The organism is Schnuerera sp. xch1, assembly GCF_019931165.1.
In the GTDB taxonomy this organism is placed as follows: domain Bacteria; phylum Bacillota; class Clostridia; order Tissierellales; family Tepidimicrobiaceae; genus JAIOUP01.
The window spans coordinates 55,176-75,383 of record NZ_JAIOUP010000003.1; the positions used below are offsets into that span (position 1 = coordinate 55,176).

The window sequence follows — 20,208 nt, forward strand, 5'->3', positions numbered from 1 at the left end:
TGAGGTGTTTAAAATGTTAAACTTAGTAAAACCACAAAGATTAAAAAAAGGTGATAAAGTAGCTACTGTAAGTCTTTCTTGGGGCGGTGCAGGAGATGCTGATTTACGATGGAGATACGAACTTGGTAAAAAACGCTTAAACGAACAATTCGGATTAGAAGTTATAGAAATGCCCCATACATTAAAAGGTTCTGAATATCTATACAATCATCCTGAAAAAAGAGCAGAAGATTATATGAATGCCTTTTTAGACCCATCTATAAAAGCAATTTTTTCATGTATTGGTGGGGAGGAAAGTATTAGAATGTTACCTTATATTGATTTTGACATTATTAGAAATAACCCCAAAATATTTATAGGATATTCAGATAGCACAATTGCACATTTTATGTGTATAAAAGGCAATCTTTCAAGCTTTTATGGTCCTTCAATTTTAGCGGAGTTTGCGGAAAATATCAAAATATTTGATTATACGAAATACTGGTTTAAAAAAACGCTATTTCAAGATTCTATTATTGGTAATATTCCAGCAGCAGATATGTGGACTGGCGAACGTATTGAATGGCTGGAAAAGAATAAATATATTGCTAAAACAATGGAAGTAAATCAAGGATATGAGTTTTTACAAGGAAAAGGAAATGTGCAAGGTCGTTTAATTGGTGGTTGCATCGAAGTGCTTGAAATGATGAAAGGGACTTCCTTATGGCCATCCATTGATGCTTTTGAAGATTCCTTTCTATTTTTCGAAACTTCGGAAGATATGCCGGAACCTACTTATATAGAATATTGGTTAAGAAATTATGGAAGTCAAGGAATTCTGCAAAATGCAAAAGCTATATTATGGGGGAAACCATATCAGGGAAAATATTATGAGGAATATAAGAATGCAATTATTAAAGTAGTTATAAATGAGCTTGGTTTAATAGATTTACCTATAATATATAACATGACATTTGGACATAACCAACCGATGATGTGTTTGCCTTACGGTGCATTGGCCGAAATAAATTGTGATACACGAACTTTTTCAATACTTGAATCAGGTGTAATATAACCTCACTAAATGGGTTTAGTTTTTAATTCGGGAAAGATACATTTTTATATTTTATGTGATAGAGGCTTAATAAGAAAATAGAGTTATTTGAAAAGGAGTTTGAAGAATTAAAAACTAATATAAATAATAAAAATATAGCAACTCATCAAATTTATGATTTGTTATTTATCTTATTTGAAATGGCACCCGAGTACAATGTTGATTTCATAATAATTATAAATTCATTGCTAATTAACCTTATGAATATTATATTAAGAAAGCTCTATAGATAAATTAGAAAGATATTAAGGATTTGATTGTACTTAAAGAAATTATAAATTATTAGGAAGATGAAAATTGTATGGTGTTAGAGGAAAATACGATAAAACAATAAGGAATATATAGAGGTCTATGCCTTCGATGTCCAGTTCAGGGACATCGCAAATATGGGACGTGATACGCAATTTGGAAATGAAAAGAACTAAAGTTGAGGGGAGGGGAATCTGATGCAAAAACATATTCATACATCTGAAATTCTTATTAAGGCTTTTGAATTCGAAATATTATGTGCTAAGATTTTTGAGATAAAAGGAATTACAGTTGAAAGAGACGTGATATTAAAAAAAGAAAATATGCATTGGGAAGTTGACCTAATGTTAACAGACAATAATAATAAAAAAATTATAGTTGAAACCAAATATTACAGAACAAGAAAACCTAATAAGATTATGCTTGAAAAAGCAATTAATAAGATCAAAATAATTGGTGAAAAGTTTGGTATTAAAAATCAAATGTTAATAGTTGGAATGCCTTTGGACAACAGTATTAAATCACAATTATCAGATGCCTACAATATAAAAGTATTAGATAGCAGTAATTTGTTATCTTTAATAAATGATAATGAAGAACTTCGCAACAAGTTTAATAATTTAATGAGTGATATTCTTGTTAAAGTAGAAGACAAAGAAAAAGCTGAAGAAATTGATTTAAAATATTTATTTCAACAGAATAAGGGAAATATACTTATAGAAAAATTGTGTATAGACAATGCTAGCCAAAGACTTTGGAATGAACTTGAAAATATAACTTGTGGAAAAGAATCTTTTACTGAGTATGAAAATAAATGTACTGAAATTATAAAATATTTATTTGATGAAAATTTGAACGGTTGGAATAAACAATTAAGGACAGATGATGAATTAAATCGATATGACTTAGTATGTAGAGTAAAAAGAGGAAATGAATTTTGGGAATTTCTAATTAATGAGTTTCATTCAAGGTATGTTGTATTTGAATTCAAAAACTATTGTAATAAAGTTAAACAAACACAAGTATATACAACAGAAAAATACCTATTTCAAAAAGCCCTTAGAAATGTATGTTTTATGATTTCACGTAATGGTTTAGATGATAATGCATTAATTGCAACAATGGGAATTTTAAGAGAAACTGGAAAGTTAATAATTGATTTAAAAGATACAGACCTTTATAAAATGTTGAAACTCAAAGAGTCTGGAGATGAACCTTCAGATTATTTATTTGAAATAATAGATGCAACCTTATTAAAGTTATCGAAATGATTTTAACTGCGTATAATAAAATATCTTCGTTCACTACGCATATCCCTTCACTGGGTGCAAGCACCGCCAAAGAAGCCATTGAATAAATATTGATATTTGATACCTGTCCGGAATCTTAGTATAATTAATATTAGAATAAGTATTCGGAAGGTTAAGAGTATGAGCAAAGTGTTTAATAATTTGCTAAAACACATAGATAAACTACCATATACGAAAAAAGAGTAGGTTTATCAGTGGGTTAAACGCTATGTTCAACCTTCTCCTGTTGGTGGTCGTCTAATCAATGAAATGAGAGAAACTCGTTTTAAAGAAGGATTTAAATACCCTCATTATTCACCTGAACACGTTGTTAGATTCAGTAAATATAATGGCCGTCAATGCTATCGCTATAAGTGTTATAGTAAGGTATTTACTGATACAACAGAAATACCGTTCTTTATCGCACTCGAAAGGGCAATGAGTGGATTACTTTTGTCAAAATTCAATATTTAGTCCTTATTCTATTAATGGTGCAGAAGAAATGAAGAAGCATCTATGTCTTAGGAGGTAAAAGAAATATTGAAATTATTAAACAAAATATTTAATGATAAATATTACAGTATTAAAAATTTTGAACAAGAAGGTAAAATATATGAAATTTTAGGGGTAAAATGGTTTAAAAGGATGCTACTCCATATAGCAAGGAATAGAAAAAATGAAGTACCATTTAATGTCATAACAAATATATATCCAATTTTTCTACAAAGATATAATCGAATTAGAATTAAGAGAGTTCTTCAAAAAATGAAATAAATAGATAGAAAAAAATAATTATTGCTTTTAATAAGGTGAAAAATTTTCAGATGTTAAATATTATGTTGAAAAGTTCTTTTTTACAAGAATAGGATTGAAACTACTATTCTATATAATTTTCAAAGCATTGAAGATACTACGGAGGGCATACATATTTCACCACATATGGGTTCAAGCAGTTCTGAAAACTTATTTTATAATAATGATCTGGAGTTAATAAAGAAGTCATTGAATTTTTCTCTAAATTTGTAGTTAAGATACATTCTTTTTATGTGGGAGATGATAATTTTGAATGAAAAGAAATATGTATTAAAAAATGAAGAAGAATTAGTTATTAGAAAAGCTAACTCAAGTGATGCTTTAAGGGTAATTGAGTATGTAAAAAAAGTAGCTAATGAATCAGATTATTTAACATTTAGTTCAGAAGAATTTAACATGACTGTTGATGAAGAAAAAGAGTATATAAAAAATATAAATCAAAGAAATAATTGTTTATTTTTAATAGCAGAAGTTAGCGGGAAGATTGTAGGAAATTTAAATTTTAACGGAAATGATAGATTACGAATTAGTCATATGGGGGAATTTGGTATTTCAGTTGTAAAGGAGTATTGGGGGAAAGGAGTAGGGTCTAAGTTATTAAAATATTTAATTGAATGGAGTAAAAAAACAAAAATTATAAAAAAAATCAATCTAGTAGTAAGAGAGGATAATCAGCGTGCTATTGAATTATATAAAAGATTTGGTTTTGAAAAAGAAGGAATTATCACAAGATATTTTTATTTAAATAATAAATTTTATAATGCGATGCAAATGGGATTAAAGTTATAAATAATTAAGTAGGCTCGAAAAAATTTCGCATAGCATTGGGATTAAGATTTTGTTGCCGCTGCATCCAAATTCATTCGTCAATGGCAGTCGACCTAAGACTCATGAACTTCTCAGATCCCCGGTACGCTAGCTGAAATTCCGATAGAATAGTAAATTTAGGAGATGAAAGCATGTTAAAAGAACCAAGTTGGTTAATTTATGCTAAGAAATTGCAGGCAATTGCACAAGCAGGATTAACTTATTCTAAAGATAAATATGATATAGAAAGATTTGAGGAAATTCGAAATATTAGTGTAGATATACTAAATAACTATACCAATATAGAACATGGAAAAATTAAAGAACTATTTGCGAATGAGAATGGTTATCCTACACCAAAAGTTGATGTTCGTGCTGCAATATTTAAAGATAAAAAGATATTGCTAGTAAAGGAAAAGATAGATGGATTTTGGTCTTTACCTGGTGGTTGGGCAGATGTTGATTTATCATTATAAGAAAACATAATTAAAGAGGCACGAGAAGAAGCTGGAGTAGAGATAAATCCTAAAAGAATAATAGCTATATTAGATAGAAAAAAACATAATGATCCTCCAATGTCATATGGAGTATATAAAGTATTTGTTGAGTGTAATTTTATTACCATGAAATTTGAAAACAATATAGAAACATCTAATGCTAATTTTTTTGCAGAAGATGATTTACCTCCATTATCTACGGGCCGAAATACAGAAGGACAAATAAAGATGTGTTTTCGAGCTACGGAGAATGAATTCCACGAAACTATATTTGATTAAAACCGTAGCCAAGTCTGGCTAAGGTTGATGAACTTCATAAACTAGCAGACGTTAGAAGAAATAACTAAGATTAATATTATTTTGATAAAATACATAGGTATATTTAAAAGATTGGAAAAATATTTTTCACATCTAAATAAATTTTTCTTGAAAATTATTGTGGAGGAAATGACTTATGAAATCCTTAATTATATATTACTCTAATTATAAAGGTAATACTGAAAAAATAGCACAACTATTTGGTAAGGAAATAAATTCGGAGTTGATTAATATAAAGGATGTTAATAATGTTGATATAAAAGATTATAACTTAATTGGATTTGGGTCCGGAGTATACAAGGAGAGTATGTCACCAAAGTTGTTTAGATTAGCAGAAAAATTGGATTTACGAGATAAAAATGTTTTTGTATTTTCAACCAGTGGAGTTGGTATAAAATTTTATAATAAGAAACTGATTAAGTTCCTAGAATCTAAAGGGGCAATAAACAAGGGTAGCTTTGCTTGTAAGGGTAGTTTTGTTGCACAGGAATTCACTAACAATAAACTTTTTGGTATTATTTTTACTATTATAGGCATATTGTCGCGGGGGCATCCAAATGATAAAGACTTAAAAAAAGCAAAAAAATTTATTGAGAAGGTATTGAATTTACTTTGAATTTTCGCTATTTCACATAACAGCAGATTTGACGCAAGGATGCCTACTAAAAAGGAAGGATACACGATAATTCCTACCATTCGTTTTGATGCCACAGTGTCTGTGAACCACACGCTGCGTCACTTTTTTGACAAAGGTATTGAAAAAAGGAACATCAGAAATTGCAAGTACGTTAGATGAAATTGAGTAATAGTTAAAAACATTAAATTGAAAGGAGATAAGTATGAAATATCCTGAGCCAACAGTAGGAGCAGTAATATTTAATCCTGATAATAAAATTCTTCTTTGCAAATCACATAAGTGGCATAATAAATATATAATTCCTGGTGGTCATATTGAATTAGGAGAAAAAATGGAAGAAGCTTTGAAAAGAGAAATACTAGAAGAGACAGGTTTGGAAATTTATGATATTCATTTGATTAGTATAAAGGAAAGTGTTTATAATAAAGTCTTTCATGAAAAAAAGCATTTTATATTTATTGATTACATATGCAAGACTGATTCATATAATGTAATTTTGAATGAAGAAGCGCAAGAATATGAATGGGTAGATTTAAATGAAATTGATAATTATGAATTAGGTGGATTTGTTAAACCATTGTTAAAAGAAATTAAAAATAAAAAAGAATCAAAATCTAAAATCGAAATTTTCTATGGTTATTGATTTATTAATAAGATTAGCAACTACATAAGGAATACTATATATAAGGTTAAATAAAAAACTATAAAAGCATAAAACATGGGCTACTCAACTTCACTTAACATGGAGTTTGAGAGTCAACGAGTTCGGTTCAGGGATGTTGTGAACCCGTGGGACATTATATTCCATCATTACTAAAAAAAGTGATAGTTTTAAGAATGAGATGATAAATTGGTAAATTAAAGAGTATACATGTTATGTAGCATAACCAAAAATGGATGCTTTCTGTTCTAGTTTTTATAGTTTGTGTTGCACATATACGATCTAGAATAAAAGGGAGTATAGATATATCTGTTGATGAAAGCAGTCCCAACAGGAGTTAAAGCAGACAATTCGAGATATCGAGCATATAGTGCTGAAATGCTTAAGATACGTCCGGAAGGAAGCTTGAAGAAATAATACATATGGAAAGTTGGTATTAATACTTTCATTTGGCGAGATGCGGAAAGTCGAATCATGAAGAGAATGCGCCACATGCCTAACCTAACCACAGTCGTAGCCGTTGGTGGTTGAAGAATGAAAGATTTCGAATTCAGGAGGAGTAGAGGAGTGTATGAAAGAATTTTTAGCAAATTCTTGGGTAGTTGGTATTATTGGAGGTATTCTAAGTGGATTTTTTGTAACATGGATTACTAGAATAATCTTTTCGAAGAGAGATAATAAAGAGTACTTCCAGAAAGTGTTGCAGGCAAACAAAGAAATAATATATTCTATTAGACCTACAATTTCTGAGGGGGATATTCCAAAAAGAGAGATTATCAATGCTCTTATTTCTTCAAATTCACTAAAATATGGAATTGAAGTTAAAGATATGTTTACTTTAGAACAAATATGCGATGAATTAATTAAGGAAGTAATGGATTCTAGCTTTATTTCTTCAGAAACTAAGAATGAATATTGTGAAAGATTGTTGTCATTGAGGAATCAGAAGGCTGAAGATGAAAGAAAATTAACAATTGAGTATATCTCTAATAAGGAAAATGTGAAATCAGTTTTAGAATATAGGCAAAAACTAACAGCTAATATGACTATGACTTTAGGAATAATGGTGACTTTAATGTCTTTTATTGTGACCATTATTTTATCACTGGAAAACCAAGCAATCTTTATTGACTTGAACAATGAATTGTTTTATTTAATTCCAATGGTAGTTTCCTTCGCAACTATTCTTATCGTGTTAATGGTTATGACTTATACAAGAATCTTTAAGATTATAAAAGATAAAAGGGAGAAAATCCAATTCCCACAATAACACATACAGTATCAATAACTACATCCTTAATCCATGATTATCTAAATTGAATAATAACTAGTGGCTCTTATCCTTTATGTCATAAATTATACATAGCATAAAAAACCCCCTTTTGGATTTAACTCCATTGGGGGTTCGTCTTATTATCAAGTTTCGACAAAAATCGGGTTAACCCGGTATCTTTGTGAAGGGGAAGACGCTTTTACTCTTGAGCTTGCTTTAACTGGTGGGCTTTCTTTCAAACCATTGGTTCGGTAACATGCCTCTCGAATAAAAAAAGAACCGTCTCCTTGTGTCATGTGCCTTATATCCACTCTCTCATTTTATAAACATCTTCCCAAAATTCATATTCAAATTTTAATGACATTGAAAAAGCATTTATTATTTTTTTCTCTTTTTCCTTTCCTGCATTTAAAATATTTCTATTTAATAGCTTTATCATCTTATCTACCAATTCTAGAAAATCAGGAGTATCACAAATACTAACCCAGTCTTGATAATATTTGTCATTATTATTAACAAGTTTTGACTGATGCAACTCGCCAATCTTTCGATAAGTCCAGTAACAAGGTAGAAGGGAAGCTATCCCTTCTGCAAATGTATTTAAAGAACTAATAGATAAAAGAAAATTGGTATAGGAAACATTGGCTCTAGTAAGTTTTACTTTTTTAGCTTCATTTAAATCAATATTAAGAGACTTTAATAGCTTTTCATAGGCAGTAAATTCATGATTAGCTTCCATATATAGGATGTTTATTAGCTCTATTCTGTCATATATATTTTCTGCACGAGATACCAAAATACCCATATTCCTTAAAGATTGATCCAAATAATAATAATCCTGCAATAAATAAAATTTAAATATTTTTCGATCCAAAGTCCCATTATAAATTTCACTAACCATAGGATTATTAATTACTTTCTTCCAAATATCTTCTGTTTCTCTAACAATATCTTCAAAGATCATTATTTTTTAACTCCCTTTATTATTATATAACTACCGCTTTTATAACCTGATTGAGGTTCTTCAATTTCTTCATTAGTATATTTAGGATTTTTTACCAAAGTCTGAACAAATTCTAAATCTTTAAACCCTACATCTTCTAATAATTTAATCAATTTCTCAGTAGTAATCCATTCTGCATTTCTTACAAATTCAAGAGGATAAGGATACTCTGGGCAAATTTCATAATTATATTCTCCCTTCATATAAGAATAATCATATAAAATAGCATATGCACCCTCACCTGCAATAATGGAAACAATCACTTCTCCTCCAGTTTTTAAAACACGATAAGCTTCTTTAATAGCTTTAGCTTTATCTTTAACAGAAGCAAGTATTGTTCCAAGCAATACCTGATTAAAACTCTCATCAGGCCAAGGAATATCTTCAGCACATCCTGATTTTACAGATATATTTCTTTCTCTTGCAAATTTAGCCATTGCTTCAGAAGGTTCAACTCCAAATTTAATTCCAAGTTTTTCTGCAAACATGCCATTTCCTATTCCTACGCTCAAACAATTTTCTGGATCAGTAACAAACTTTTTCAATGCTTTAAATTCTGAAGTAAATAAATTTTTATTCTTATTAAACCAATCTTCAAAATCCTGTGCAGCCTTTTTATAATGACTAACATATTGTGGTTTTAAATTATGATAAAGTGGTCCATGACCATTTCCTATATTAATAGGTGCATTAGTAATTGCTTTATAAACATACTCTCTTGCTGTGTCTACAGCATCATTTAAATTATGTCCTTTAGCAAGACAAGCTGCAATAGCAGAAGACAATGTACAACCTGTACCATGTGTATTTTTACTATCAACTCTTGCAAATCTGTAAATAAAAAATTCATCATTTACAAGCAAAAGATCTACAACCTCTGAGCCTGATAAATGTCCTCCCTTTATCAATACATTCTTAACTCCTAATTTTCTAATACATTTTGCAGCATGTTTCATATCCTCAAGGGTTTTTATTTTACATCCACTAATAATCTCTGCCTCAGGAATATTTGGAGTTACCAAATAAACTAAAGGAAGCAATTTATTTATTAAGGACTTATAGGCTTCTTCCTGTAACAATAAATCACCACTTTTCGCCACCATTACTGGGTCTAATACTACATTAGGAGCTTTATAATGTTTTATTTTGTTAGCCACTATGTTAATAATATCAGAATTTGACAACATACCAATCTTAATTGCATCAATACCAATATCTTCACAAACAACACCAATTTGATCTGCAATAGTATCTAAAGGAATATCACACACTGAGCATACTTCTTTAGTATTTTGAGCAGTTATTGAAGTAATAGCAGACATTCCATAAACATCAAAGGCCTGAAAAGTCTTTAAATCAGCCTGGATTCCAGCACCTCCTCCTGAATCTGATCCTGCAATCGTCAAAACTCGTGCTAATTTTTTCATACAATTCCACTCCTTAATTGTGTAATTAATTGTTTTATCAGCATCTTTTAATAAAGGGGCAAAAATCAAAAAAATGAAAACGTAAAAATAGTTTTCATTCTATAAAATCTCACTTTCCTACGTTAGTATTAACTAAACAGGTTCAAAGGGTTCACTCGTTAAAGTATCTCAGCATTTTTGCACCCCTAGCACTGAAATATTCAATTAAGTACAGTATAACATATATTAATTTCTTATTCAAAGTCTTTTACATATTTGATAGTGTCAAGTTACTATACGAAATAAAAAGTTAGAATATTGATATGAGATAATACACAGGATTATTTTTCTTTATTCATCAACTTATAGTTTTTACTTTCTTTTATCATAGTTTTATTATATCCATATTTGTTTGAAATAGCTTTTAAAAAGTCATTTTTCATTTATCCTCTTTACACATATCTCCACCTTTAAAGTATTTTGATTATCCTGAGGATATTTACAAAGATGATATACTTAAAGCAGAAGAATATTTATATTGACTTGAAGGGGATGAATCTATGGAAGATGTTAAATTAATAAAACCAACAATTGAGCTTAAAGACGAATATTTGGATATGATTAAGGATTGGAAAGATAACAATGAAAGACCTAATCCCTCAACTTTGAATTTGGATACAAGTGATTTTCCTGCAATGATAAAAAAATTAGAGGGATTTAGTAAGGGAATAGGATTAAAAGAGGGATATGTTGAACACTCTACATATTGGTTGATAGAAAATAACACAGTTATAGGTGCAGTAAATATAAGGCATAGGCTCAATGACTATCTATTTAGAATAGATGGCAATATTGGAGGAGGTATAAGGCCAAGTTTTAGAGGAAAAGGTTATGGCTCAACAATGCTATCCTTAGCACTTGATATAACAAAGGATATGGGAATGGGAAGGGTTCTCATAACCTGTAATGATGACAATATAATATCTGAAAAGACCATAATAAAAAATGGCGGAGTTTTCGAATCAGAAGAAGTAGAAACTAATGGCAATGTTGTAAAAAGATTTTGGGTTGATTTAGGACATTAATGCTTTGAATATGAATATCTCTTTATGGTAGAGCTTGAAATAATCCCATATAAAACAAATGCAATTATACTGGATAATACTGTTGAAATTCCCTGTACCCAAGGTGCGTTAACTGTTCCTTGAATTGAGTTAATTGAAAGAATTATTGTCCATACTACTATTCCCCAAATTGCTCCAATAACACCAATGTTTATTTTATTTATAATCTTCAATTTGTTAACTATATATAAAAGGATATAACCCGCAATTTGACCTGCTAGTATATGGATTATTAGTTGAGTGGCAGTAAAATTTGCTCCTAAGGAAGAAATTCCAAAAGTTTCTGTTAACATAATAATTGCTGCCTGAACAACAGATGCTATTAAAAACCCTATAGAATATTTTAATTTCACTTTCTTTCACCTCGCAATATCAATTATTATGTGCAAGGATGAGAATATTATTATGATCTAATACATTCTATAAGATTTTTTAAATTCCTTTCAAAATCCTCATCGGCTTGAGGGTTTCTTTTTTTGAATTTGGTATATATTTTCTTTTTTCTTCTTAAGTTGGCATTAATATGTCTTCTATTTAGTATCTCACCTAAATTATCATCAGTAATCAAAAATCCATTTTGATTTATACAATATGCACCTTTGGTAAGTCCCATGGCAGCCAGCCCATAGTCCTGAGTTACTAATATATCGTTTTTTTCTATTCTATTGGCTATATAGTAATCAGCACTATCTCTCGAAATGTCTACAGATACAATTTCCGCATAATCATCATCCAATTTAACCGCATAGTTTTTAACCACTACTATTTTAATATTATTTTCCTTAGCAACTTCTATTGCTATATCAACTACAGGGCATCCATCTGCGTCCACAAAAATCATCATAAAACCTCCATCCTAATCATCTTTCATTTCATATTTTAATTTATAATAATGGATTACTCTTAAGGCTTCTACATAAGTTCTATTTCAATAGGTTTGCCTATACTGATGTTGTTATGATTTACTATTGAATCATAAGCAAGTATATCTACATTATTTTCACTAGCTAATCTAACGGCTTCCGAAAATTTGCTATCCATATCCCAATTAGGACGAAACAATTTTGGTCCTTTCATCTGTATAAGAAATAATATTGCTCCCCTATAACTTTCTTTTACAGCCTTTATCATCTCATATACGTGCTTTGTACCTCTTTCAGTAGGGGCATCTGGAAACATGGCAATACCATCATTTTCTAGAGTGACACCTTTAACTTCAATAAAACCCTTTTGTTTTTCTGATTCAAAATATATATCGAATCGAGATTTACCAAAGGTAACTTCTCTGCTTATATTTGTTAAATTTTCAAATCCATGAATTCTATTCTTATTGAGGGCTTCAAATACCACTGCATTAGGAACTTGAGAGTCCATGTTAACTAGCATATCTCCTTTATCCACAGCTATTAACGAATACTTGGTCTTTCTGTTAGAATTAGAGGAACAATCCTCAAGTATAACTTTAGCACCAGGTATTAATAATTCCTTACATCTTCCTGTATTCTTTATATGCACCGTTTCTTCTACATTATTTATTAATACTTTTGCTATAAATCTATTTGGTCTTTCTAAAAAAATTGCTTCAATAGTCTTTTTATATCTCATATAAACTCCTTTAAACGTGTTCTAAAATTAAAGATAATTATATCATTTAAAATTTCAATAGCAATAATCTACTTGAATTGAGGAATGTTATTTTATTTATCCCATGGTAATTCATCGATAATAGACTTAGCTTTTTTGAAGGTTGACTTTTCTACCAAAATATCTGTGCCATAAATTGAAAATCCAGACATAATTCTCATATATCCTCCACTACCACGATCTTTAAGAATATATGGAATATTATTCTGATCCAATAAGTTCCTAATCAGACTTAATTCATGACTATCATTCGTTGTTTTTAAAAGTATCAATTCGATCTTGTCTTTGTAGGATTTTTTATGATCATCAGACTTTTTAATGGACATATACTCCACCTCCCTCCTATACTATTTATTATATAGTAATCATCATTAATATTAAATATACCCAAAGTTATATCTATGATATAATTAATATATTGATATTAAAGCTTGACCCAGATAGTTAGTATTTAATAAGGGGGCGTTCATATGAAAAATATCAAAAGATTAAATCTTGCAAATCTACCTACAAAAATAGAAAAGCTAAATAGATTAAGTGATCAATTAGGAAAAAATATCTACATTAAAAGAGATGACCAAACTGGTACAGAAGTTTCAGGTAATAAGGTTAGAAAGCTTGAATTTTCTGTAGCAGAAGCTTTAGAAAAGGGTTGTGACTATTTAATAACCTGTGGAGGTATTCAATCAAATCATTGTAGGGCAACTGCTGCGGTAGCTGCTAAGTTAGGAATAGGTGCCTATCTTGTGTTAAGAGGGGATGAAGATATACAAATAGAAGGAAATCTCTTTTTGGACAAGATCCTAGGAGCGGATATAAAGTTTATAACAGCTGAGGAATACAGAAATAATAGAACTGAAATAATGAATGATATAAAGGAAAATTTGGGTGATGAAGGTCATGATGCATACATAATTCCAGAAGGAGCTTCTAATGGTATAGGTTCATTAGGCTATATAAATGCAATGGAAGAGATTTTAAAACAAGAAAAGGAATTAGAAGTAAAATTTGATGCAATAGTCTCAACGGTAGGCTCTGGTGGTACATATTCAGGACTTTATTATGGAAATTATGTTAACAATAATACTGCTATTATATATGGTATAAATATTAGTGAAACAAAGGAACATTTTCAAAATCAGATATTGAAATTGTTAAAAGAAATAGCTCTTTATACAAATAAAGAAATTGAAGTAAAAAAAGATGAAATAGATATAATAGATGGATATCCAGGCAGAGGTTATGCACTGAGTCGCCCCGAAGAAGTTGAATTCATAAATCATCTTGCTAGATTGGAAGGAATAATTCTAGATCCTGTATATACTGGAAAGGCTATGTATGGACTTGTAAAAGAGATTAAAAAAGGTACTTTTGATGAACATGAAAATATTTTATTCATCCATACGGGAGGATTGTTTGGATGGAATACAGAACAGAGAAGTTTGCTTAAATAATGAGTGATGTACAAAATGATGTATACTTATATATAGCGTGCTTAATATTGAATAGGTGGTGAGAATTATATTTAAATTGGAACCGATAAAAAACATGAACCAAGAGGAAAGATTAAAGTATATGAATATGCTTTTAAAAAGTCAACTTAGTTCAGAAAAAGATGACTTAGCTAATATATCTAATGCTACAGCAATTGTTATGGCTTGTATAGAAAGGCTTAACTGGGTAGGTTTTTATATAATGAGAGATGATGAATTGGTATTGGGACCATTCCAAGGATTGCCTGCTTGTAATAGAATAGAAATAGGCAAAGGGGTGTGTGGTACAGCAATTGAAAGTCAAAAAGTCCGACTAGTACATGATGTACATCAATTCCCTGGACATATTGCCTGTGATTCTGCTTCCAATTCTGAATTGGTTATACCTATTATTAAAGAAGATAGAGTGATTGGAGTGCTTGATTTGGATAGCCCAGAGGTTGGAAGATTTACTGAGCTTGAAAAGGAATATTTTGTCAAATTTGTTGATATATTAAATGAATATATAGAGTGGGATAACATTTAAGATGGCTATAACAGAGATATTCTATGTTTGAGTGACTTTTGATTACCAAAATCTTTTTTGTACAAAAATACAATTTAGTATATCGTATAGATATTCAGTTAAATTAGAAGTAAATAGGACATATATGACTTTATTCATATAAAAAGGGTATTGATTTTTATATTCCTCCTATGATAATGTAGTATATATAGTACATGAAAAAATATTATATACTACATATAGCATAGGAGGGTTTTTATATTGAAAGTTGAAAAGAGAAATGGTATGATAGTTGATTTCGATGGAGACAAAATTGTTAAGGCTGTTAGCAAGGCTATGGCTGAAACAGAAATGGGTATAGATAATGAGTTGGCAAAGCAGATTGCTGACAATGTATTTGATACCTTTAATAATGTGGATATAATAAATATAGAAAAAATACAAGACTTTGTAGAAATTGAATTGATGAGAGCAAGACCTGATGTAGCAAAAAAATATATACTGTATAGGGAAGAAAGAGCTAGGCTTAGAAAACATGGTTGGGAAATGACTGATCTACAAAGGGATATATATGAGAAAAAGTATAGATTTGCAAATGAAAGTTTTGACCAGTTCCTAACTAGAGTAAGTGGTGGTAATAATTATATAAAGAAAGCAATAAAGGATAAGAAATTTATGCCAGCAGGAAGAATTTTAGCTGGTAGAGGATTAGATAAACATGGAAGAAAGATTACATTATCAAATTGTTATGTAATGCCAAAAGTAGACGACAATATTGAATCAATATTTGATACTGCTAAATATATGGCTAGAACTTATTCCTATGGTGGAGGAGTAGGGCTTACACTGTCTAAATTAAGACCAAAAGGAGCAAAAGTTAATAACGCTGCTAGTACCACAACAGGAGCAGTTTCATTTATGGATTTATTTTCTTTAGTGACAGGATTAATAGGGATGAAGGGTAGACGTGGAGCTCTTATGCTCAATTTGGATTGTGATCATCCAGACATTGAAGATTTTATAGATGTAAAAAATGATTTAAATAAAGTAAATTATGCAAATATATCTGTTAATATCACAGATGAGTTTATGAAAGCCGTTGTAGAAGATAAGGAATATGAATTGTATTTTAAGGTTGAAGCTACAGGAGAAGAAATTAGGAGAATTATTAGAGCTAGAGATTTATACGGGAAAATAGCTAAAAACAATTGGAATATGGCAGAGCCAGGTGTATTATTTACAGATAAGATAAATAGATGGCATCTAATGAGTGAAGATGAAGAATTTGAATTTGCAGGAGTGAATCCTTGTGCAGAAGAGACATTACCGCCTTTTGGTAGTTGCAATCTTTCATCTATTAATCTAAGTGAATTTGTAAGAAATCCATTTACTAAAGATGCAATATTTGAATTTGATAGATTTTCTGAAATGGTACGAGAAGGAGTTATATTCTTAAATGAAGTGCTAGATGAAAATATGGAATTACATCCATTGGAACAGCAAAGGAAGATGGCTAAAGAATTAAGACAGATCGGATTAGGTCTTATGGGTGTGGCAGATATGTTTATTAAGATGGAAATAAGATATGGTAGCAAGGAATCCGTAGATTTGATACATCAAATAGGAGAGGTTTTAATAAACGAAGCTTTAAAGCAATCAGCATTACTTGCAAAAGAAGATGGACCATTTCCTAAATATAATAGGGAAGCAGTGTTAAAATCACCATTTTTATTATCTAATGCTAATGAAGATGTACTAAAATTAATTAAAAAGTACGGACTTCGAAATAGCCAGCTATTGACTATACCACCTACAGGAAGTATATCCACTTTAGTGGGATGTAGCAATGGATTGGAACCAATATTTCAAATATCCTATACGAGAAAGTCTGAATCCTTACATCAAGAGGATACCTATTACAAGGTATTTACTCCAATAGTTAAGCAATATATGGACAGAAATAACATTACAAGAGAAGAGGATTTGCCAGATTTCTTTGTAACTACATCCAATTTAAATTATGTTGATAGAGTAAATGTACAGGCAACATGGCAACAATATATAGATGCTAGTATATCATCAACGGTTAATGTACCTAATGAATTTACTATTGAAGAAGTAGAACAATTGTATATATATGCATGGAAGAAAGGATTAAAGGGTATTACGATTTATAGAGATGGATGTGCTAGAGAAGGAATATTGATATCTGATAAAGCCAAGATGACTAAAAGAGAAAGAATTGAAAAACTTCAAGAGGAGATAGATGAATTGATAAATGATCAGTTAAAAGAAGATCCAGATAGCTGTCCAATGTGTGGAGGTAACATGATTCATAGTGGAGGCTGTTCAGAATGTCAGGACTGTGGATATAGTCCTTGTTCAGTATAATAAAATAATGCATGATTAATAGGGGATGGCTTATATGCCAACCCCTTTTATACTGAGAACTAAAATTCCACTAAATTAAAGAATTATGTTATAATAGCATTAATATACTATTAGGAGTGGCTATATGTGTAATTTATCTATAATAGAACAATTACCTAAAATCATTGATGATGGGCAAGTAGAAGCAGAAAGAATACTAAAAAGGTCCTACGTAGAAGCTTTTACGCACAAGGAAAAGATAATACCTGAGTGTTCATATAATTATGACTGGTTAAATCAATTTTATCAAGGAGATAACCTATTAGCTATTGAAAAATTACTAAAAAGTGATTATAGGAGCAAATTAGATTTAATATATATAGATCCACCTTTTTTAACAAATGCTAAATATAAGGCAAAGATAGTTGTTAACGATGGAGAAAATAAATATACATTGGAACAATTTGCTTATAGTGATGTATGGAAAGATGGATTGCTTTCATATCTTCAGATGCTATATATAAGACTATATCTAATGAGGGAATTATTAAGCGCAAGAGGAAGCATATATATCCATTTAGATTATAGAACGGTTCACTATGTGAAGATATTGATGGACCAGATATTTGGAGAAGAAAATTTTTTAAATGAAATCATATGGTCATACAAATCTGGTGGGGTGAGCAAAAGATATTATTCTAGAAAACATGATACCATATTAGTTTATACTAGAGGCAAGGATTATATATTTAATCCTCAATTAGAGAAATCCTACAATAGAGGATTAAAACCATATAGATTTAAAGGGGTTAAGGAATACGAGGATAAGTTGGGATGGTATACTTTAGTCAATTTAAAGGATGTATGGCAAATTGATATGGTTGGAAGAACTGCTAAAGAAAGGGTAGATTATGCCACTCAAAAACCTGAAAGATTATTAGAAAGGATTATACTGACTTCTTCTGATGAGGATTCCATAGTGGCCGATTTCTTTGCCGGAAGTGGAACTACTGGTATAGTAGCAGAAAGACTTAATAGAAGATGGATATTAGCAGATAATGGAGATTTATCTGGAGCTATTATCAATAAAAGGCTTGTAAAGAATAGATCTTTACCTTTTATTAATTATAAGTTTCCTGATAAAGCTATGAGTGGAGGAAAATTGTCCGTAAAAAATATAGAAATAGTTAATGATAAAAAAGGTATTCATGCGTTGAATATAGAATTAGATAAATATAAAATAGATATAAGTAAAATAAATATTAAAGACAAATTCAAAGATAAAGTAAAATATATATTACAGAAAAAGCCGTTAGCTTTAATAGATTTTATTGGTATAGATACAGACTATAATGGATATATTCCAGTATTTAATTGGCAAAACTATAGGAACAACGGCAAACCAATTATCAAGTCTAATATTAGGATTAAAGATATTGATTTTAAAGAGAGTAGAAAAATATATATCAAGTACATAGATATATTTGGAAATGAAAACTTTAATATTTATCAAATTAATAATGAGAGGGTGGTTTTGTGTCAAGAAGATTAGAAAATATAAAGCCAGAGAGGGTATTCTATTATTTTGAAGAGATTTCAAAGATACCCCGTTGTTCTTTTCATGAAGAAAAAATCAGTAATTATTTAGCTGAGTTTGGTAAAAGACAAGGACTTGAAACCATACAAGATGAATCATTGAATGTAATAATAAGAAAACCAGGTACTCCTGGATATGAGAATAGTCCTACTGTAATCTTACAAGGGCATATGGATATGGTTTGTGAAAAGGAAGATTCATATGAACATGATTTTTCAAAAGATCCTCTTGACTTGAAAGTAGAAGGAGATTTTTTAAGTGCAGAAGGAACTACACTTGGAGCAGATAATGGTATAGCTGTAGCTATGTGTTTAGCCATATTGGAATCCAAGGATATTTCTCATCCACCGCTAGAAGTTCTAATTACATCTAATGAAGAATCTGGCATGGATGGTGCAAAAGGATTGGATCCAAAAAATATAAACGGTAAAATTCTTATCAACATTGATTCAGAAGAAGAAGGAAAGGCATTAGTTAGTTGTGCAGGCGGAGAAAGAGACTTAGTTACTATTCCAATACAATGGCAATCTTTGGATAATAAAGAAGACTATATGATGTATTCAATAAAAACATCAGGTCTACAAGGTGGACATTCTGGAATGGAAATCGATAAAGGTAGAGGAAATGCTAATAAAATTATAGCTAGAGTATTAGCTTTTATTAAGAATGAATGCGATTTTAAATTAGCTAGTATAGAAGGTGGTTCAAAGACCAATGCTATACCAAGAAATGGATTAGCTCTAGTAGCTCTTCAAAGAGAAGATGAGGAATCATTTTTAAGAGAAGTTAAAAAATTGGAAGGACAGATTCAAAATGAATTAAAGGTAGCAGACCCTGACTTTGAGTTAGCAGTAGAAAAAGTTAAAAATAAGGTAGAAAAAGTATTTACAGATGATAGTTTCAACAGAGTAATAGCTGCACTAACTCTAATTCCTACTGGAGTGCAGTCCATGAGTATGGATATGGAAGGATTAGTGGAGAGTTCAAACAATATGGGTATAGTTAAAACTAAGGATGATGCAGTAACGATAGAATCAGCCATAAGGAGTTCTCACCAATCTTTAAAGGCTAATATATCCATGAAAATTAGGATAATAGCAAATATGGTTAATGGTAAATGGGAAAGTCATGGAGCTTATCCTGCTTGGGAATTAAAGGAGAAATCTGATATAAGAAATATATTTAAAAAAGTTTATAAAGAACAATTTGGTAAAGAGTTAGAAATAGCAGCTATCCATGCTGGCCTAGAATGCGGATTGTTTGCAGAAAAATTTGGTGGTGGTATAGATATGATATCATTTGGGCCAAATATGTATGGCGTTCATTCTCCACAAGAAAAGCTTAGCATATCATCCACTCAAAGAACTTATGAACTATTATCAAATGTATTAAAGGAAATAAAGTAATCAAGAATATCTTTTATTAGAAA

The 20,208-nt window shown here is 30.1% G+C and carries 21 protein-coding genes, 1 pseudogene and 1 riboswitch; of the genes and pseudogenes, 16 read left to right on the top strand and 6 right to left on the bottom strand.

Annotated elements, in window-relative coordinates:
• Nucleotides 1-13 precede the first annotated feature (13 nt).
• The 10 genes and pseudogenes from K8M07_RS04260 to K8M07_RS04305 all read left to right on the top strand — a co-directional run bounded on the left by K8M07_RS04260 (nt 14) and on the right by K8M07_RS04305 (nt 7,634).
• Nucleotides 14-1,054, top strand: coding sequence for a S66 peptidase family protein (locus K8M07_RS04260; RefSeq protein ID WP_223376767.1), 1,041 nt, complete (start codon nt 14-16; stop codon nt 1,052-1,054).
• Nucleotides 1,055-1,539: 485 nt separating this feature from the next.
• Complete coding sequence (locus K8M07_RS04265) at nt 1,540-2,613, top strand: hypothetical protein (protein ID WP_223376656.1); 1,074 nt, start codon at nt 1,540-1,542, stop codon at nt 2,611-2,613.
• A gap of 159 nt (nt 2,614-2,772) precedes the next feature.
• Nucleotides 2,773-3,101, top strand: a pseudogene (locus tag K8M07_RS04270) (IS1595 family transposase); the annotation flags it as partial.
• Nucleotides 3,102-3,171: 70 nt separating this feature from the next.
• Entirely contained in the window at nt 3,172-3,405 is a 234-nt protein-coding gene (locus tag K8M07_RS04275; protein WP_223376657.1) for a hypothetical protein, read from the top strand.
• A gap of 288 nt (nt 3,406-3,693) precedes the next feature.
• Nucleotides 3,694-4,233, top strand: a complete 540-nt coding sequence (locus tag K8M07_RS04280) for a GNAT family N-acetyltransferase (protein WP_223376658.1) — start codon at nt 3,694-3,696, stop codon at nt 4,231-4,233.
• A gap of 170 nt (nt 4,234-4,403) precedes the next feature.
• The gene (locus K8M07_RS04285; RefSeq protein ID WP_223376659.1) at nt 4,404-4,727 is read left to right on the top strand and encodes an NUDIX hydrolase; all 324 of its coding nucleotides are present in this window, start codon (nt 4,404-4,406) and stop codon (nt 4,725-4,727) included.
• Between the two features lie 99 nt (nt 4,728-4,826).
• Nucleotides 4,827-5,027: a hypothetical protein gene (locus K8M07_RS04290; protein ID WP_223376660.1), complete on the top strand. Its 201-nt coding sequence runs from the start codon at nt 4,827-4,829 to the stop codon at nt 5,025-5,027.
• Nucleotides 5,028-5,202: 175 nt separating this feature from the next.
• Nucleotides 5,203-5,682: a flavodoxin domain-containing protein gene (locus K8M07_RS04295; protein ID WP_223376661.1), complete on the top strand. Its 480-nt coding sequence runs from the start codon at nt 5,203-5,205 to the stop codon at nt 5,680-5,682.
• A 223-nt stretch (nt 5,683-5,905) separates the two neighbouring features.
• The gene (locus K8M07_RS04300; protein ID WP_223376662.1) at nt 5,906-6,346 is read left to right on the top strand and encodes an NUDIX domain-containing protein; all 441 of its coding nucleotides are present in this window, start codon (nt 5,906-5,908) and stop codon (nt 6,344-6,346) included.
• 589 nt (nt 6,347-6,935) lie between these two features.
• Nucleotides 6,936-7,634, top strand: coding sequence for a hypothetical protein (locus K8M07_RS04305; protein WP_223376663.1), 699 nt, complete (start codon nt 6,936-6,938; stop codon nt 7,632-7,634).
• A gap of 304 nt (nt 7,635-7,938) precedes the next feature.
• Here the strand turns inward: K8M07_RS04305 and tenA are convergent, their stop codons facing one another.
• Nucleotides 7,939-8,601 (bottom strand): thiaminase II, encoded by a 663-nt coding sequence (tenA, locus tag K8M07_RS04310; RefSeq protein WP_223376664.1) that lies wholly within the window; start codon nt 8,599-8,601, stop codon nt 7,939-7,941.
• The gene (gene thiD, locus K8M07_RS12775) at nt 8,601-10,067 is read right to left on the bottom strand and encodes a bifunctional hydroxymethylpyrimidine kinase/phosphomethylpyrimidine kinase (protein ID WP_317845470.1); all 1,467 of its coding nucleotides are present in this window, start codon (nt 10,065-10,067) and stop codon (nt 8,601-8,603) included. Before thiD ends, tenA begins: the two co-directional genes overlap by 1 nt.
• A 97-nt stretch (nt 10,068-10,164) precedes the next feature.
• Nucleotides 10,165-10,264, bottom strand: a riboswitch (TPP riboswitch).
• Nucleotides 10,265-10,606: 342 nt separating this feature from the next.
• On the opposite strand from thiD, the gene K8M07_RS04325 reads away from it, so the two are divergent.
• Entirely contained in the window at nt 10,607-11,131 is a 525-nt protein-coding gene (locus K8M07_RS04325) for a GNAT family N-acetyltransferase (protein WP_223376665.1), read from the top strand.
• Here the strand turns inward: K8M07_RS04325 and K8M07_RS04330 are convergent.
• The 4 genes from K8M07_RS04330 to K8M07_RS04345 form a co-directional block, all read right to left on the bottom strand.
• Complete coding sequence (locus tag K8M07_RS04330) at nt 11,128-11,523, bottom strand: hypothetical protein (protein WP_223376666.1); 396 nt, start codon at nt 11,521-11,523, stop codon at nt 11,128-11,130. The two genes, K8M07_RS04325 and K8M07_RS04330, sit on opposite strands and share 4 nt — an antisense overlap.
• 50 nt (nt 11,524-11,573) lie before the next feature.
• The gene (locus K8M07_RS04335; protein WP_223376667.1) at nt 11,574-12,011 is read right to left on the bottom strand and encodes a DUF188 domain-containing protein; all 438 of its coding nucleotides are present in this window, start codon (nt 12,009-12,011) and stop codon (nt 11,574-11,576) included.
• A gap of 71 nt (nt 12,012-12,082) precedes the next feature.
• Nucleotides 12,083-12,775, bottom strand: coding sequence for a DNA/RNA nuclease SfsA (gene sfsA / locus K8M07_RS04340; protein ID WP_223376668.1), 693 nt, complete (start codon nt 12,773-12,775; stop codon nt 12,083-12,085).
• A gap of 92 nt (nt 12,776-12,867) precedes the next feature.
• Nucleotides 12,868-13,140 (bottom strand): DUF2007 domain-containing protein, encoded by a 273-nt coding sequence (locus K8M07_RS04345; protein ID WP_223376669.1) that lies wholly within the window; start codon nt 13,138-13,140, stop codon nt 12,868-12,870.
• 144 nt (nt 13,141-13,284) lie between these two features.
• Between K8M07_RS04345 and K8M07_RS04350 the strand changes: the two genes are divergently transcribed.
• The 5 genes from K8M07_RS04350 to K8M07_RS04370 all read left to right on the top strand — a co-directional run bounded on the left by K8M07_RS04350 (nt 13,285) and on the right by K8M07_RS04370 (nt 20,185).
• Nucleotides 13,285-14,268, top strand: a complete 984-nt coding sequence (locus tag K8M07_RS04350; RefSeq protein WP_223376670.1) for a D-cysteine desulfhydrase family protein — start codon at nt 13,285-13,287, stop codon at nt 14,266-14,268.
• Between the two features lie 76 nt (nt 14,269-14,344).
• Entirely contained in the window at nt 14,345-14,833 is a 489-nt protein-coding gene (locus K8M07_RS04355) for a GAF domain-containing protein (RefSeq protein ID WP_223376671.1), read from the top strand.
• A 240-nt stretch (nt 14,834-15,073) separates the two neighbouring features.
• Nucleotides 15,074-17,203 (top strand): adenosylcobalamin-dependent ribonucleoside-diphosphate reductase, encoded by a 2,130-nt coding sequence (locus K8M07_RS04360; RefSeq protein WP_223376672.1) that lies wholly within the window; start codon nt 15,074-15,076, stop codon nt 17,201-17,203.
• 124 nt (nt 17,204-17,327) lie between these two features.
• A complete protein-coding gene (locus tag K8M07_RS04365) occupies nt 17,328-18,734 on the top strand; it encodes a DNA methyltransferase (RefSeq protein ID WP_223376673.1) in 1,407 nt (468 codons plus the stop codon).
• The gene (locus tag K8M07_RS04370) at nt 18,719-20,185 is read left to right on the top strand and encodes an aminoacyl-histidine dipeptidase (RefSeq protein ID WP_223376674.1); all 1,467 of its coding nucleotides are present in this window, start codon (nt 18,719-18,721) and stop codon (nt 20,183-20,185) included. Before K8M07_RS04365 ends, K8M07_RS04370 begins: the two co-directional genes overlap by 16 nt.
• Nucleotides 20,186-20,208 lie beyond the last annotated feature (23 nt).